General features: G+C 61.3%; 14 protein-coding genes. 6 read left to right on the top strand and 8 right to left on the bottom strand.

Annotated features, from left to right (window positions below):
• Positions 1-6 precede the first annotated feature (6 nt).
• On the bottom strand, positions 7-1,353 hold the full coding sequence (locus ACL0K2_RS00325; RefSeq protein ID WP_413043486.1) for an esterase-like activity of phytase family protein: 1,347 nt from the start codon (positions 1,351-1,353) through the stop codon (positions 7-9).
• 83 nt (positions 1,354-1,436) lie between these two features.
• On the bottom strand, positions 1,437-2,261 hold the full coding sequence (locus tag ACL0K2_RS00320) for an aldo/keto reductase (RefSeq protein WP_413044405.1): 825 nt from the start codon (positions 2,259-2,261) through the stop codon (positions 1,437-1,439).
• A gap of 561 nt (positions 2,262-2,822) precedes the next feature.
• Here ACL0K2_RS00320 and nirB point away from each other — a divergent pair.
• From nirB to ACL0K2_RS00300, 4 genes are all read left to right on the top strand, one after another.
• Positions 2,823-5,381, top strand: a complete 2,559-nt coding sequence (nirB, locus tag ACL0K2_RS00315; RefSeq protein WP_413043485.1) for a nitrite reductase large subunit NirB — start codon at positions 2,823-2,825, stop codon at positions 5,379-5,381.
• A complete protein-coding gene (nirD, locus tag ACL0K2_RS00310; RefSeq protein WP_413043484.1) occupies positions 5,381-5,758 on the top strand; it encodes a nitrite reductase small subunit NirD in 378 nt (125 codons plus the stop codon). Before nirB ends, nirD begins: the two co-directional genes overlap by 1 nt.
• Before the next feature lie 107 nt (positions 5,759-5,865).
• Positions 5,866-6,678, top strand: coding sequence for a formate/nitrite transporter family protein (locus ACL0K2_RS00305; RefSeq protein WP_045161810.1), 813 nt, complete (start codon positions 5,866-5,868; stop codon positions 6,676-6,678).
• Positions 6,679-6,721: 43 nt separating this feature from the next.
• Complete coding sequence (locus ACL0K2_RS00300; protein ID WP_413043483.1) at positions 6,722-8,443, top strand: protein kinase domain-containing protein; 1,722 nt, start codon at positions 6,722-6,724, stop codon at positions 8,441-8,443.
• A 26-nt stretch (positions 8,444-8,469) separates the two neighbouring features.
• Here the strand turns inward: ACL0K2_RS00300 and ACL0K2_RS00295 are convergent, their stop codons facing one another.
• Entirely contained in the window at positions 8,470-8,796 is a 327-nt protein-coding gene (locus tag ACL0K2_RS00295) for a hypothetical protein (protein WP_045161807.1), read from the bottom strand.
• Positions 8,797-8,977: 181 nt separating this feature from the next.
• Between ACL0K2_RS00295 and ACL0K2_RS00290 the strand changes: the two genes are divergently transcribed.
• Positions 8,978-9,286, top strand: coding sequence for a hypothetical protein (locus ACL0K2_RS00290; RefSeq protein WP_413043482.1), 309 nt, complete (start codon positions 8,978-8,980; stop codon positions 9,284-9,286).
• 288 nt (positions 9,287-9,574) lie between these two features.
• The gene (locus ACL0K2_RS00285) at positions 9,575-10,252 is read left to right on the top strand and encodes a TIGR04211 family SH3 domain-containing protein (RefSeq protein ID WP_239609158.1); all 678 of its coding nucleotides are present in this window, start codon (positions 9,575-9,577) and stop codon (positions 10,250-10,252) included.
• A 36-nt stretch (positions 10,253-10,288) separates the two neighbouring features.
• On the opposite strand, the gene ACL0K2_RS00280 is transcribed toward ACL0K2_RS00285, so the two are convergent.
• From ACL0K2_RS00280 to arsS, 5 genes are all read right to left on the bottom strand, one after another.
• Positions 10,289-12,382 (bottom strand): putative bifunctional diguanylate cyclase/phosphodiesterase, encoded by a 2,094-nt coding sequence (locus tag ACL0K2_RS00280; RefSeq protein ID WP_239609157.1) that lies wholly within the window; start codon positions 12,380-12,382, stop codon positions 10,289-10,291.
• 276 nt (positions 12,383-12,658) lie between these two features.
• Positions 12,659-12,868 (bottom strand): DUF3079 domain-containing protein, encoded by a 210-nt coding sequence (locus ACL0K2_RS00275; RefSeq protein ID WP_239609156.1) that lies wholly within the window; start codon positions 12,866-12,868, stop codon positions 12,659-12,661.
• 95 nt (positions 12,869-12,963) lie between these two features.
• Positions 12,964-13,638 carry an RES family NAD+ phosphorylase gene (locus ACL0K2_RS00270; RefSeq protein WP_045161802.1) on the bottom strand — a complete coding sequence of 225 codons (675 nt, stop codon included), beginning with the start codon at positions 13,636-13,638 and terminating at the stop codon, positions 12,964-12,966.
• Positions 13,638-14,039 carry an MbcA/ParS/Xre antitoxin family protein gene (locus tag ACL0K2_RS00265; protein WP_045161800.1) on the bottom strand — a complete coding sequence of 134 codons (402 nt, stop codon included), beginning with the start codon at positions 14,037-14,039 and terminating at the stop codon, positions 13,638-13,640. Before ACL0K2_RS00265 ends, ACL0K2_RS00270 begins: the two co-directional genes overlap by 1 nt.
• A gap of 198 nt (positions 14,040-14,237) precedes the next feature.
• Positions 14,238-15,215: an arsenosugar biosynthesis radical SAM (seleno)protein ArsS gene (gene arsS / locus ACL0K2_RS00260; protein WP_413043481.1), complete on the bottom strand. Its 978-nt coding sequence runs from the start codon at positions 15,213-15,215 to the stop codon at positions 14,238-14,240.
• Positions 15,216-15,265: the final 50 nt, after the last annotated feature.

Below are 15,265 nucleotides of genomic sequence, written 5' to 3'. Positions count from 1 at the left end.
AGCGGATCAGCCCGTGCTCAGGCCTGTCGACGCATCGCAGCGGCGTGCATCTCTGGCCTGCCCCGTGGGCGGCGGACGCACGCCGGGAATCTGATTAGCCAGGCGGATTTTCAGGAACTCGGTTACGTCCGCATTCAAGGCCCGCCCTCCTCCGTAAGGAAAATTGTTGTCGTTGACGACCAACAAGGTGCGCGAATCGAGTGGTAACAAGCTCTCGATGGTCGCGTAGGGGAACGTGAAGGTGCGTTTGCCGTCGCCGTTCAGGTCATCGGGGTCGGCCAGCCGCATGAGGTCGACCACCTCTGTCTTGGGCACTTCCGCGCCACTGGCGACACCGCGGATGTCGATCAGGTAGATCTTCTTGAATGGAGTGCCGTTAGTGGCCGTCGCGCCATTGCGCTCGATAACCAAAAAGCGTGTCTCGTCGATCGCAGTCATTTCGCCGATGGCGAGTTCGGGCTCTTGCAGCCGGTAGAGCAACACCTTACCGGTGTAACGCTCCTGATTGATGTCGAACTCGTTGATGCGCAAGGTACCGGTTGCATCACCGCTGACGGTCTTCTCCAGCAACGCGTACAGTCGGTCCCCAATCGGATTGATCGCCATGCCTTCGAAACCGCCTGAGCCTTCCAGGTTCGCGGTTGCGCTTCCAGCCACCACATCGACATGCTGCGGCGCGTAGACGCCTGGCAGTGAGATGGCGCTGCGGGTGACGGTGCCCGACGCATCGGTCTTGATCAGGTAGGGTCCGAACTCGTCGCCAAACCACATCGCGCAATTCTTGTCACGGCGCACCGATTCGATGTCCAGGTCAGCGCCTGTCAGCAAGCGGCCGAACTCGATTGCACTGTCAACGCGTGGCCTGGAGTCGTCGTTGTAATAAAAGCGGTAATCGGCCTGTATCGGCAGCTCGAGCTTCTGGTTGATGTCGTTCAGAGTGAGGCGCGACGCGTGAGTGAAGCGAGCCAGTGGCGCACCGCTGAGATAATCGCTCGCACTGACATTCCCGCTCCCGCCCTTGGCCGAGCGGAAATCAGGCCGCACGCTATAAAGCCGCAACAGCGTATCTGCAGAGTTTGTCTGACCACCGAAGCCGTTGTCGGTCATGAATATGAAGCTGTTTTCATCCGCACCCGGCAGCACGGCGGAAAAACCCTGCACAGGCTGACGATTCTCATACGGGGGCACGAAGGTGCCGTAGGGGTTGGCGTTGGCCATCTGAGCCGATGTCGGACCGTCAGAGAAGGTGTCGGCAGGCATCATCGCCCAACCCACCAGGGTGTTGCTGCCGGCCATCGCAGCGGTGGAGATCGCAGCGGCCAGCGCCACGACCAGCGGCTTCGAGATTCCCATGAGCAGTGTCTCCATCCGGCGGAGCCGGCTAGCTGACGCTAGACCACTCAATTACGCGATGCAACTGGCCTCAAGCTGTCGTACTAGGCCACCCCGTGTCCACGTGCCGCCTGGGCGAGATGGAACCATGTAGGCGTATCCAGCTGCAGATCGGCTCCCTGCAAGGCCTCCTCGATGCGCTCCCAGCGCAGGCTACCGAGGATCGGCACTGGCTTGCCTGGCAGTTTACGCAGCCAGGCCAGGGCGACCTGATTGGCTGTGACGCCCAGCGCCGCGCCAACCTCTTCGAGCGCCTGCTGCAATTGAGGGCCGAAACGTCCACCTCCCATCGGTGACCAGGCCAGCACATGCAACCCTTCGCTTTCCATGGCGTGCAGCCGCCCATCCCACGCCGCCGACTGCGCCTGCAATGACAGCTCGATCTGGTTACAGCGCAGGGGCAGCTCGCGGGCCAGTATCTGGCAGTGCAGGAGTTCGGCGTTGGATACGCCAAGCCAGCCGATCTTGCCGCTGCCGACCAGATCGTCCAGCGCCCGGGCAACCTCGTCGACCCGCAGCAAGGGGTCTGGGCGATGTAGCAGAAAGCCATCCAGGCGTTCCACGCCCAGCCGCTTCAGCGAGCCCTCCACCGCCTGGGTGAGATAGTCCGCCTGGGTGTTGTAATGCTTGACCTGCCAGCGCGACCGGTCCTGCGCAGCCGGCACGATGTCGGCCTTGCCGATCAACTGGATCTGCTCGCGCAAGGCAGGGCGCAATTTCAAAGCGGCACCGAAATGCGCCTCGCATTCTCCCGCACCATAGATGTCGGCATGGTCGAAAGCGGTTACGCCGCGTTCCACGCAGCGTTCCAGGAAGCCGAGCAGCGCCTGAGGCTGCGCCAGTTCGGGGTATTGCATCAGGCGCATCATGCCCAGCAACAAAGGATGTTCGACGACCTTGTTCAAGTGATCTCCGCGATTCATCAGTGATTGAGGCAGGCGGCAAGGTTAACCGTGCCGAGGTTTGGACGTCGTACTGACCGAGCCCGCCACGCAAGGTTCGGCTCCGCTCGGTTGCACCAGTCGTTTTCAGATGGGCGACGGCAGACGAATCGCCCCAAAAAAGGGAGCGGGTTACGAGTACCGCACCCTTGTGGTTCGCGTGGACAAATAAGTCCGGTATGTAGGGTGAGCTCCAGCCCACCAAATACGGCAGTCAGCCCCGGCGCACTACCCGCTACACACCGCTGGCACGCAACCTGCTATGGGACAGGTATCGCCTGCCGAACGATTCGGCAGCGCATCCCGCCGGTCAACGAAGACCATCAGCCGCGAACGGCACGGGACGGGTGCTACGAGCAACGCCGCTCGAACCATCACCTCACAATTCTTGAATACCAGGCAAAGGCGCCTGGAGCTGCCCGACAGCTCCAGGCGCCTTTTTGTTTTTGTACGACGACGCCGAACAGGGCTTCGACGGAGGAACCGGTCATGAACGCAATCGTCACCCCGATCAAGAGTGAAACGCTGGTGGTCATCGGCAATGGCATGGTGGGGCATCACTGCGTCGAGCAGCTGGTCGAGCGCGGCGCCCTTGGCCAGTACCACATCCATGTCTACGGCGAAGAACGCCAGCGGGCGTACGACCGAGTTCATCTCTCCGAGTATTTCGGTGGCCGCGACGCCGAATCGCTGGCCATGTGCGAAGCCGATTACTACGCGGCCCACGGCGTACACATGCACCTCGGCGTGCAGGTGTTGGAGATCGACCGCGAGCGCAAGGAAGTGATCACCCGCGAAGGTCACCAGCCCTACGACAAACTGATCCTGGCGACCGGCTCCTACCCGTTCGTGCCGCCGATTCCAGGCGCCGAAGGCCACTCGCGCCTGGTCTACCGCACCCTGGACGATCTGGATTCGATTCGCGCCGCTGCCAACAACGCCAAGCGCGGCGTGGTCGTCGGTGGCGGCCTGCTCGGACTGGAAGCGGCCAACGCACTCAAGTCGCTCGGCCTCGAAGCCCATGTCGTCGAGTTCGCCCCGCGGCTGATGCCGGTACAGCTCGATGACGAAGGCGGCAAGGCGCTCAAGGCCCGTATCGAGGCGCTGGGCGTCGGCGTGCACCTGTCCCGCGCCACGCAGGAAATCGTCATCGGCGAGGAATACGCCTACCGCATGAACTTCCAGGACGGCGAATACCTGGAAACCGACTTGATCGTGTTCTCCGCCGGCATCCGCCCGCAGGACGCGCTCGGCCGCAGTGCCGAACTGGAAATCGCACCGCGCGGCGGTGTGGTGATCGATGCTGACTACCGCACCAGCGATCCCTCTATCTATGCCATCGGTGAGTGTGCCTCCTGGAACGGCATGGTCTTCGGTCTGGTCGCACCGGGCTACACCATGGCGCGCAACCTGGCCGCCCTGCTCTGCGGCGAGCCGCACCAGCTCTTCAGCGGTGCGGACATGTCGACCAAGCTCAAGCTGCTCGGTGTCGATGTCGGCTCCATCGGCGATGCCCACGCTGCCACGCCAGGCGCCAAGAGCTATCGCTTCATCGACGAAGCCAACGCCAGTTACCGCCGCCTGGTGCTGTCTGAAGATGGCAAGCGCGTCATCGGCGCCGTGCTGATCGGCGACAACAGTTATTACGACACCTTGCTGCAGTACGCACAGAACGGCATCAAGCTGCCGGCCGATCCGTCCAGCCTGATCCTACCCCTGTCCGATGGCGCACCGACGCTGGGCGCCGATGCCCTGCCGGACACCGCAACCATCTGCTCCTGCCACAACGTCACCAAGGGCGCAGTGTGCTGCCAGGTGGACGCCGGGATCACCGATCTTGGCGAGCTGAAAGCCGCGACCAAGGCCGGCACCGGCTGCGGTGGGTGCTCGGCCCTACTCAAGCAAGTGTTTGAGCACGAGCTGACCGCCCGTGGCATGGAAGTCGACAAAAGCTTGTGCGAACACTTCGCCCACACCCGTCAGGAGCTGTACGGCATCGTCCGGGTCGAGGGCATCATCAGTTTCGAGGAGCTGCTGGCCAAGCACGGCCGCGGTCACACCGGCTGCGATATCTGCAAGCCGGCGGTGGGCTCGATCCTCGCCTCCTGCTGGAACCAGCCGATCACCGACCCCGGGCTGATTCCGCTGCAGGACACCAACGACACCTTCATGGCGAACATGCAGAAGAACGGCACCTACTCCGTGGTACCGCGCATCGCCGGTGGTGAAATCACCCCAGACAAGCTGATCGCCCTCGGTGCGGTGGCCAAGAAATACGACCTCTACACCAAAATCACCGGCGGCCAACGCATCGACCTGTTCGGCGCTCAGCTGCATGAGCTGCCAGACATTTGGGGCGAGCTGATCGAGGCCGGTTTCGAGACCGGGCACGCCTACGGCAAGTCGCTGCGCACGGTGAAATCCTGCGTCGGCAGCACCTGGTGCCGCTACGGCGTACAGGACAGCGTCGGCATGGCGCTGCGCCTGGAGGATCGCTACAAGGGTTTGCGTTCGCCACACAAGATTAAATTTGGCGTTTCTGGCTGTACCCGCGAATGCGCCGAGGCGCAGAGCAAGGACATCGGCGTGATCGCCACCGAGAACGGCTGGAACCTCTACGTCGCTGGCAACGGCGGCATGCGTCCGCGCCACGCTGAGCTGTTCGCAACAGACCTCGATGACGAGACCCTGGTGCGCTACATCGACCGCTTCCTGATGTTCTATATCCGCACCGCGGACAAGCTACAACGCACCTCGGTGTGGCGCGAATCCCTCGAAGGCGGTCTCGACTACCTCAAGGAAGTCATCATCAACGACAGCCTGAGTCTCGCTACCGAGCTCGAAGCGCAGATGCAGCTGGTGGTCGATCGCTACGAATGCGAGTGGGCCAACGCCATCAAGGACCCGGAAAAGCTCAAGCGCTTCCGCACCTTCGTCAACGACCAGCGCGGTGACCCGGACATCCACTTCGTCAAGGAACGCGGCCAGCGCCGACCGGTACACGCACACGAACTTCACCTGATTCCCGTAACCGAGGAGGTGCTCTGATGAGCCAGTCCAACGCCGTACGTGTCGATTCCGTTCAACCCGCCAGTTGGCGCGCCCTGTGTAGCCGCCGCGATCTGGTGGCCAATTCCGGTGTGGTTGCCTGGCTCGACGGCGAGCAGGTCGCCCTCTTCCACCTTCCCGAGACCGAGGCCGGCGAGCAGGTGTTCGCCATCGCCAACAAGGACCCAAAGTCCGGCGCCAATGTCATCGGCCGCGGCATCGTCGGGCAGCTCAAGGGCGATCTGGTTATCGCCTCGCCGCTGTACAAGCAGCACTTCCGGCTGCAGGACGGCACCTGCCTGGAATATCCCGAGCAGCGCCTGCAGGTTTGGCCGGTGCGCCTGAACGGTGAAGCGGTGGAAATCGCCGCAGCCTGAGCCTTACCGCAGCGGGCCTTCTGTGCGGTACGCCAGCACCGCCCAGGCCCACGAAAAGAGAAACCCGACCTCAGTCGGGACCGGATCGCCAATACAGAGAATCGAATATGTCCTACATCATCCCTTCGGAATTCGTCACCAAAATGGTCGACGCCGGTGAATCCAAGATTTACATGTCTACCCGGGACACCTTGATTCGGGCCTTCATGGCCGGCGCGATCCTCGCCCTCGCGGCGGTCTTCGCCATCACCATCACGGTGCAGACGGGCTCGCCGCTGGTAGGCGCCATGCTCTTCCCGGTCGGTTTCGTCATGCTGTATCTGATGGGCTTCGACCTGCTGACCGGCGTGTTCGTGTTGACGCCCCTGGCGCTGCTCGACAAACGCCCGGGCGTGACGGTCAATGGTGTGCTGCGCAACTGGGGGCTGGTATTCCTCGGCAACTTCGCCGGCGCGCTGACGGTGGCCGTGATGATGGCCTTCGTCTTCACCATGGGTTTCTCAACCGACCCCGGCGCAGTGGGCGAGAAAATCTCCCATATCGGCGAAGCACGCACCTTGGGCTATGCCGAATTCGGCGCAGCGGGCTGGACGACCATCTTTCTGCGCGGCATGTTGTGCAACTGGATGGTGTCGATGGGTGTGGTCGGCGCAATGATCTCCACGACGGTCAGCGGCAAGGCCATCGCCATGTGGATGCCGATCATGCTGTTCTTCTATATGGGCTTCGAGCATTCGGTGGTGAACATGTTCCTGTTCCCTTCGGCCATGATCCTGGGCGGTGACTTTTCGGTGATGGATTACATGATCTGGAACGAAATCCCCACCGCGTTGGGTAACCTTGTCGGCGGCCTGGCATTCACGGGTCTGACGCTCTACACCACTCACATCAAAACCGCACCCAAGCGCGCCCTGCGTTGAGTAGCCCAGCGAACCCCGGCCCTCCCTGGGTTCGCTGCATTTCATGACCGCACAACTCACGGTTTCGGTGGGCCAACACACCGACAAGGGTCCCAAGGAAAGTAATCAGGATTTCCACGGTGCCTATATTCCCAAAGAACCGCAGCTGAGCAGCAAGGGCATCGCCCTCGCCATCGCCGATGGCATCAGCAGCAGCACCGTCAGCCATATCGCCAGCGAATCGGCCGTTACCGGATTCTTCGCCGACTACTACTGCACCTCCGACGCCTGGTCAGTCAAAACCTCTGCGCAGCGGGTGTTGATGGCGACCAACTCCTGGCTGCATGCGCAAAGTCAGCAGAGCCAGTATCGCTACGACAAGGACCGCGGCTACGTCTGCACCTTCAGCGCACTGGTAATCAAATCGACCACCGCGCACATCTTCCACGCCGGCGACTCGCGCATCTATCGCGTTCAGGGCAAGACGCTAGAACAGCTCACCAACGACCATCGTCTCTGGCTATCCGAAGAAAAAAGCTACCTGAGTCGGGCCCTGGGTATTCATCCGCAGCTGGAAATCGACTACCGCGCCGAACGGGTGGAACTCGGCGATACCTTCATCCTGGCCACTGATGGGGTATACGAGTTTGCCAGCGCGCAGTTCATGAGCGAGACCATCGCACGACATGCAGCCGATCTGGACGCCGCCGCGAGGGAGATCGTCAACGAAGCGCTGCAACGCGGCAGCGACGACAACCTCACGGTGCAGATCCTGCGCATCGAGCAGCTTCCGATTCAGGCCCCGGACGAGCTCTACCAGCACCTCACCGAACTGCCCTTCCCGCCCATGCTCGAGGCACGGGCGCGGTTCGATGGCTACACCATCGTTCGCGAGGTGCACGCCAGCAGCCGCAGCCACGTCTATCTGGCGACCGACGACGACAACGACACGCCGGTGATCATCAAGACGCCGTCGATGGAGCTTCAACAAGATGTGGCCTATCTCGAACGCTTCCTCACCGAGGAGTGGGTCGCGCGACGAATCAACAGCGCACATGTGGCCCAGCCGTGCCGGCAGATGCGTAAGCGCAACTTTCTCTACAGCGTCAGCGAGTTCATCGATGGCCAGACCCTTACGCAGTGGATGATCGACCATCCGCAGCCGGACCTGGAGACGGTGCGCGGCATCATCGAGCAGATCGCCAAGGGCCTGCGCGCCTTTCACCGGCTGGAAATGCTGCATCAGGACCTGCGCCCCGAGAACGTCATGATCGACGCGACCGGCACGGTGAAAATCATCGATTTCGGCTCCACCCGAGTTGCCGGCATCATGGAGATCGCCTCGCCAACCGAACGCAGCGAGTTGCTCGGCACCGCTCAGTACACGGCGCCGGAATATTTCCTTGGCGAGAGCGGCACGCCTCGCTCGGATATGTTCTCGCTGGCCGTCATCACCTATCAGATGCTGACCGGCAAGCTACCGTATGGCTTTCAGGTCGCGCAGTGCCGCACCCGCGCCGCGCAGAACAAGCTCAGCTACAGCTCGATCCGCGAGCACGACCGCGAGGTGCCGGCCTGGATCGACGATGTGCTGCGCAAGGCACTGCATCCTGATCCGTACAAACGCTACGAGGATCTATCGGAATTCGTCTTCGAGTTGCGCCACCCCAACAAGGCCTTTCTCAACAAGGCCCGGCCGCCGCTAATGGAGCGCAACCCGGTACTGTTCTGGAAAGGGGTATCGCTGGCGTTAGCCATTGCCCTGGTCGTACTGCTGGTGCGTTGAAGGCTGCCGCCCCACCGCGGGCGATCTCACTCGGGGCGCTGCGGCGCGTAGACGTTGAGCGCAGGATCGGTGATGCCATCTTTCGAAGGGTCGAGAATCCAGCGCAGCTGGGTGACCAGTTCCTCGCAGTTCTCACCGCGTTGCAGCCAGTCCTGGAAGGCAATTCGCGATGCCGTCAACGCCACTTCGGCTACCTGCTCAGTCTCTGACGCCCGATTGCCAGGCTGCCACTGGTCAAACACAGCCTTGAGTGCCTGCTGCGCTTCCTCGGCGCCCAGCTCCCCATCCGACCAGCGTGAAGTGATGTCCTGAGCCTTCTGCAAGGCCGCTACCGTGGGGTTCGGTGATTCCATCTTGAGCTACCTCCCGCAATTCGTTGTATAGCTTGGAGTCTGCATGCGTCGCTGAATTCGTCTCCGCCCATCAGCGCCGTCTCTGATCGTACCGTTGATCCGTACATGCTCCATGCAATAGTGCCGGCGGCGCCTGCCCGTGGTCGGATCAACAAAGCCCACCGCCCATCGGAGCTGCGGCATGTACCTGACCCAGTTGCTGCTTCCCCTTTATGACAATGACGGACAAGCGCTGCCCAAGGCCCTTTTCGCCGAGGTGAGGAACGAGCTGGTGGAGCAGTTCGGCGGGCTCACCGCCTATGCCCGTGCGCCCGCGAACGGCCTGTGGCGCGATGATGACAGCCGAGCGGTGCGCGACGATCTGGTCATCTACGAAGTCATGATCAGCGAACTCGACCGTATCTGGTGGACCAACTACCGGACCTCGCTGGAAGCCCGGTTCCGCCAGGAACAGCTTCTGATCCGGGCCCACCCGGTGGAAGTGCTGTAACGTCGTCCCTGAGCACGGCCAGCGTTGGCCGGAACGAGCTCGACCTAGCATGAAATGATGAACATTCAGTGAACCTACAGCGCTCCCTGCTGTCAGTCCTGTCTGCAGGACCATGTGGGGCCTAGGCTCAACCGGAGAGAACGCATCCTCCCGCTCACCCATCAGCACATCCGACCAGCCAGCTGCCGCCCGTAGCGGCAAGCTGACGGCACAGTGCCAGCTCCGGATCCGCTTTTGTTTCGGCCCGTTCATCGGGGCCATCATTCTTTTGTCAACGCGAAGACCACCATGTCCATATCCCGTCATCTTCTCGCCCTTCTCACCCGTGTTTCGGGATCTGCCACGCAGCGCCGCGCGTTGCGTGGCAGCCTGTTCGGTACCCTGCTGGCCGTCATCGTGCCGGCCCATGCGCAGCAAGCGACCAATGAACGCTGGGTCAGCGACAGCCTGACCACTTACGTACGCAGCGGCCCAACCGACGGCTATCGCATCGTTGGCTCGCTCACGTCCGGCGAGAAGGTCGAATTGCTCGATACCCAAGGCGATTACAGTCAGGTTCGTGGCGCAAATGGCGACCGAGTGTGGATCCGCAGCGCTGATCTGCAAGAGATGCCCGGCCAGGCGGAGCGCTTGCCTGAGCTGGAGCAGAAGGTTGCCGAGCTCAGCGAAGAGCTGCGCACCATAGACGACAGCTGGAAGACCCGGGTACAGGGCATGCAGGAGACACTCGACTCCCGCAAGGCGCTGATTGATGAACTAGAAGCGCGCCGCCAGGCGCTGGATACCGCGCTCACCGCAACCGAATCGGATCTGCGCGATGCCCAGGCGCGTCTCGGCGACGAAAACAATCAGGTACTGATGCGTTACATGGTCTATGGCGGCAGCATCGCCGGCGCAGGCTTGCTGGCCGGGCTGATCATTCCGGTGATGACACGCGGCCGCAAGCGCAACGACCGCTGGTTCTGAGCAAGCTGAAGAGTCGCCGGTGCGGTTAACCCCTGCTTACCCGGCGAGAGTGCAGGCCGGCTCGACCCGCGCGCGCTCGGCGCGCTCAAGTACCTGTGCCGCAGTCATCGGTCGATCAAGCAGAAAGCCCTGGAGCGTTTCACAACCGAGATCTGTGAGGAACGCCTGCTGTTCAGGTGTTTCCACACCTTCGGCGACTATCTCTAGACCCAACGCTTTGGCCAGTGCAACGATCGCCGAGACGATGACCGAATCTTCGTTGCCAACGCTCATTTCCTTGACGAATGCGCGGTCGATCTTCAGCTCGCTGGCGGGTAACCGCTTCAGGTAGAGCAGACTCGAATAGCCCGTTCCAAAATCGTCGATGGAGGCCTTGACGCCAAGATTCGTGAGTTTCTCCAACGTCTCGATGGTCACTTCCGGATTACGCATGGCAACGGTTTCGGTGATTTCGAGCGTCAGCTGGACCGCCGGAATGGCATAGCGATCGAGAATCTCGGCCACCATACCCGGCAGATCCGGCTGGTCGAACTGCACCGCTGAAAGGTTGACCGCGATCGTCCACTGGCTGAAGCCTTGTAGATGCCACTCGCACAACTGTCGGCACGCCTCCTCCAGCACCCATTTTCCCATCGGGATGATCAGACCGGTTTTCTCAGCCAGCGGCAGAAACGCATCAGGGCTGAGCAGGCCACGTTTCGGATGCTGCCACCGCAACAATGCCTCGAAGCCACGTACGGGACCGGCGGGTGCCTCGAACTTCGGCTGATAATGCAGGCGTAACTCACCGCGCGCTTCGGCCAGCCGCAAGTCATGCAATAGCTGCAAATGCTCCGCGGCGTTGGCGTTCATTGAAGGTTCGAAGAAGCTGTAGCCGTTCCGGCCGGCGCTTTTGGTGTGGTACATGGCGGCGTCGGCGTGCAGCAGCAGATCACGGGTGCCCTCGCCATCATTGGGGTATATCGCAATGCCGACGCTGAGCGAGACACGGAGCTCGTAGCGCGACAGCTCAAAAGGTTCGTCGATGCGCTGCACCAGCTTGTCGGCCAGTGTCGCTGCATCATCCGGGCTTGTAACGACCGCCAGCAACACGAACTCATCTCCGCCAAGGCGTGCGAGTGTGTCCTGGGCGCGAATGCACGAACGCAACCGTTCAGTGACGCTAACCAGCAGCTCATCACCGATATGGTGTCCATAGGCATCGTTTACGGCCTTGAAGCCGTCCAGATCCATGAACATCACGGCAAAGCAGGAGCGCTCGCGCTTGGCGATCTCCAACGCCTGACTCAGGCGATCCTCCAGCAGGAGTCGGTTGGGTAAGCGGGTGAGGTTGTCATGCAATGCCAGCTGGACCAGCTCGCTGTTGGCCTTCTCCAATGAAGTCGCCAGCAACGATGTACGCGATTGCATTCGGCTATCCAGAATCGAGACGATCAGCGTGATGGCCAGCACGGCCAAGGTCAGCACGATCACCAACAGCGCCAGCCAATGGGTTTCCACACCCGTGATGGAAGCCCCGCAAAAGCTACCTTCGGGAAAGCGCGCCGCTGCCATGCCGGTGTAATGCATGCCGGTGATCGCGAGCCCCATCACCAGGGCGGCCAATGTACGCCAGAGTTTCAGGTGGGCCAGATTGCCGCGCAGGCGAAACGCCAGCCACAAAGCGGCTGCCGAGGCGAGCACGGCAATGGCAACCGAGGCAATGAACCAACCCGTGTGATAGTCAATGCCTGGCTGCATGCGCAGCGCCGCCATCCCGCTGTAATGCATTGCGGTAATTCCGGCACCGATCAACAACGCCCCCACCCCGATACGGGACCAGGGCAGCTCACGCTGACATACCAGCCACAGCGCAACGGCAGAGGCAGCAATGGCAATCACGAGCGAGCCGGCAGTGATCAGCGGATCGTAGCCGAGCGGAATCGGCAGACTGAACGCCAGCATGCCGATGAAGTGCATCGACCAGATTCCCAGGCCCATAGAGAAGGCGCCACCGGCCCACCACAGGCGCGCCGCACGACCTTCGGCAGTCGCGACCCGTCCCGCCATGTCGAGCGCGGTATAGGAGGCAAGCACAGCGACGACGAACGAGAAAAACACCAGGACGTCGTTATAGCTACCAACTAGCATGGTCAGGTTCCTGCGTGGGCTGCGAATGTTCGGTCTGGATCCGAGACGAGCGGCGCTCCGCCCGGACAGCCCCACGAAGAGGCCACGGTGAACCCGCAACGTGGCCGCCGCACCAGTTCATCGTTCGCTTGGAGATTTTCTGAAGTTTGCAATTGAAGCAGGTGCCGAACGGTTGTTCGACCTGCCTTGGCCAAAAGGCGGCGAAGTGTACCTGCGGTTCGGTGGACCCGCTATTTCCTAGGAAAAATATCTAGCTAGAAGTTGCAGGCCGGAGGCTTAAGCTTTTTTCTCGTCCGGCTTGTCGGTGGCAATCAAATCGAACCCCCAATCGCCGTACAGGTACCAGTCGTCACCCATCATCTCCGCAGGATGCTGAGTACGACCTGCGCCGTTGCCGCAGGCAAGCGAATCCGCTGGACAATATCGATCGCATCCCCAGCAGATGCGCTCGGGATGCGGAGGATTCATCGGGAATTTCTTGGCCATCTCAGGGGCCTCGTCTTGATCTCAATCGAGCCTTCAGACTAGCCAGGCGTCCTTTGCAGGGACTTGATCAGGCTCAAGAACGCAGCCCTGGACGTTCACACCAATACCTCGCTCATCTTGAGAATGTGAGTGATCGCGCCCGACCGGGCATCCCACACGTAGCGCAGATGTGGCCCCTGCACCGGCAACGAGACCGCCCGCGGACGAAAGGCCGCGACGCATTCGTGCCCTTCCAACCGCACACTTCGATAGAGCAAACCCCAGGTCTTGCCGTCCCGTTGCTCACGGGCGAATGCCTGACTATTGCCATAGGCGGCCGGATCGGGTTGGTGCAGCTCGGGCATGTCGCGCACGTCGATCAGCGGTTTGACGACCTTGTTGACGTACGCGCGCATGGTGATTTCGACGTTCGCCTCGCGGGTGGCTGCCAGAAAACGCTCTTGATGGAATTTGGTCTCGGCGATGGCGGCATCCAACGAACTGGCACAGTAATAGACACCGTAGCTGCCGTCGCTGAAGCGGCTGGCATTGCCGATATGGGTAAAGGCCGCCATCACCGCAGTCGAACCCGGCCCGCTGACACGGTCACCCGGCGCGACGCGCTGCAGGGCGCCCAGTTCCTCGCGCAGCCGATCGTTGGTCATGGCTTCCAGCGCGAAGGCGATCTCCAGGTCATCCGGGCTGAGCGTGTCCTCGAACACGTCCAGTGGCGGGAACGAGCTGTTGATGATGCGATACGCTCGCCGCCAGGCCGGCAGGATTTCCTGCATCAGCCCCGCACCCAGTCGAGATAGCGACGTACATCGGCCAGATCGACCACCTGCCCACCGAGCATGTAATCGAGCGCGCTCACGCCATTGAACGGCGCGGCATCATTGGGCTTGTGCACCCACTCATATGCCCGCTCCGCCTGATTGCTGAAAAGGATACGCAGCGCCTTGTGAATACCCATCAGGTAGGAAATACGCTCCAGCGTATCGCGCGGCAGACGAACTTCAGGAAGTTTCTTGTACTTGAAGTAAGTCGTATTACCCACCGAGCCAAGCAATATCCGCTGCTGCTCGGCGCTGCAGTTCCATAACCGCATGAGGTTGAAGAAGAACGTCAGCGCGACTCGCCCTGCCTCGGGCGAAGCAGTGTCTGGCTTGCTGACCGCCTGTTCGAGTTTCATTTCCGCTCCGCCTGGTTATTGCCACAGGACACAGATTACTCCATATATGAATAATCTCAACGTTTAACTACGCATGCGGATAGCATTAATTCCGAACTTGACGATAGACGCACAACAGAACGGGAATAGTGCAAGGTCATCAGAGAATGGCCGGTCGAATGGTTTGCTCGATCGACTCGAGGCGACGCAAGGGGGTAATCAGCTTTTTAGAGCGCCACCGCAGCTCGATCCCTGTCCAGCGGTACAGGCGTAGCAGTGATCACGCGTGACGATGGAGTTACCGTCCAGCCTCAAGGGCGTCAGCAAATCGCGCAGGTGCGCGCGGTCCCGGCTGATGAGCTCGGGAAGCGACATCGGCAGGTTGAGCATCTGATTGAAATCACAGTCGTACAGGTAGCCCTGCCAATCGACGCTCACCAGGTTGCGGCACATCACCGCGCCGAGATTTTCAGGCCGATAGCTGTCGCGCAGGAGTTGCATGTAGTCATTGAACTGCCCCCTGCTCACCAAGGTACTGCCGAAGCGCGCGATCGGTTGATTGGTGATGGTCAGCAAGTGATTGAAGCGGATGCCGAAATCCTCGGCCAGATGCGCTTTGTAGTCGGTTTCCAGCTGCGCCTGTGGCGGCGGCAACGACGGCCCCTGCGGGTTATAGACGAGGTTGAGCACCAGCCCACGGCCCTCTTTTCCATAGCCCAACGCGTTGAGCTGACGCAGCCCGGCAATACTCGCCTCGAACACCCCATCGCCGCGCTGCTTATCGACGTTTTCCTGCGAGTAACACGGCAGTGATGCCGTCACTTCAACCCCTTGTTCAGCAAGGAACTCGGCCAGATCCTCATGACCCGGCTCGCTCAGAATGGTCAGGTTGCAGCGATCGATCACCCGCAGCCCTTCGCGGCGGGCATGCCGAACGATCTCGCGAAAGCGTGGGTGCATCTCCGGCGCGCCGCCAGTCAGGTCGAGTGTCTGCACCGGGTGCGCCTCGATCACCCGATGCAGCAGGGCCAGGCTCTCGTCGGTCATCGCCTCCTTGCGCGTCGGCCCTGCGTTGACGTGGCAGTGCAGACAGCGTTGGTTGCAACGGTAGGTCAGATTGACCTGCAATGCCTCCAGACGACTGCGTCGGATCGGCGGAAAGCGCAACGCATCGAGCAGCGGTAAAGTGTCACGCATGACAATGTTTCAACCTTCAAGACGTCTCAAGGAAGCCGACGCGTAGATCG

The sequence above is a fragment of the Pseudomonas sp. YJ42 genome, from assembly GCF_047225135.1.
In the GTDB taxonomy this organism is placed as follows: domain Bacteria; phylum Pseudomonadota; class Gammaproteobacteria; order Pseudomonadales; family Pseudomonadaceae; genus Stutzerimonas; species Stutzerimonas stutzeri_E.
The sequence above is the reverse complement of the archived record's forward strand: the minus strand, read 5'-3'. Positions and strand labels throughout refer to the sequence as shown.

Excerpts from the sequence above, each read along its gene's own strand:
- ACL0K2_RS00325 (WP_413043486.1), bottom strand. The coding sequence starts at position 1,353 with ATGGGAATCTCGAAGCCGCTGGTCGTGGCGCTGGCCGCTGCGATCTCC.
- ACL0K2_RS00320 (WP_413044405.1), bottom strand. The coding sequence starts at position 2,261 with ATGATGCGCCTGATGCAATACCCCGAACTGGCGCAGCCTCAGGCGCTG.
- nirB (WP_413043485.1), top strand. The coding sequence starts at position 2,823 with ATGAACGCAATCGTCACCCCGATCAAGAGTGAAACGCTGGTGGTCATC.
- nirD (WP_413043484.1), top strand. The coding sequence starts at position 5,381 with ATGAGCCAGTCCAACGCCGTACGTGTCGATTCCGTTCAACCCGCCAGT.
- ACL0K2_RS00305 (WP_045161810.1), top strand. The coding sequence starts at position 5,866 with ATGTCCTACATCATCCCTTCGGAATTCGTCACCAAAATGGTCGACGCC.
- ACL0K2_RS00300 (WP_413043483.1), top strand. The coding sequence starts at position 6,722 with ATGACCGCACAACTCACGGTTTCGGTGGGCCAACACACCGACAAGGGT.
- ACL0K2_RS00295 (WP_045161807.1), bottom strand. The coding sequence starts at position 8,796 with ATGGAATCACCGAACCCCACGGTAGCGGCCTTGCAGAAGGCTCAGGAC.
- ACL0K2_RS00290 (WP_413043482.1), top strand. The coding sequence starts at position 8,978 with ATGTACCTGACCCAGTTGCTGCTTCCCCTTTATGACAATGACGGACAA.
- ACL0K2_RS00285 (WP_239609158.1), top strand. The coding sequence starts at position 9,575 with ATGTCCATATCCCGTCATCTTCTCGCCCTTCTCACCCGTGTTTCGGGA.
- ACL0K2_RS00280 (WP_239609157.1), bottom strand. The coding sequence starts at position 12,382 with ATGCTAGTTGGTAGCTATAACGACGTCCTGGTGTTTTTCTCGTTCGTC.
- ACL0K2_RS00275 (WP_239609156.1), bottom strand. The coding sequence starts at position 12,868 with ATGGCCAAGAAATTCCCGATGAATCCTCCGCATCCCGAGCGCATCTGC.
- ACL0K2_RS00270 (WP_045161802.1), bottom strand. The coding sequence starts at position 13,638 with ATGCAGGAAATCCTGCCGGCCTGGCGGCGAGCGTATCGCATCATCAAC.
- ACL0K2_RS00265 (WP_045161800.1), bottom strand. The coding sequence starts at position 14,039 with ATGAAACTCGAACAGGCGGTCAGCAAGCCAGACACTGCTTCGCCCGAG.
- arsS (WP_413043481.1), bottom strand. The coding sequence starts at position 15,215 with ATGCGTGACACTTTACCGCTGCTCGATGCGTTGCGCTTTCCGCCGATC.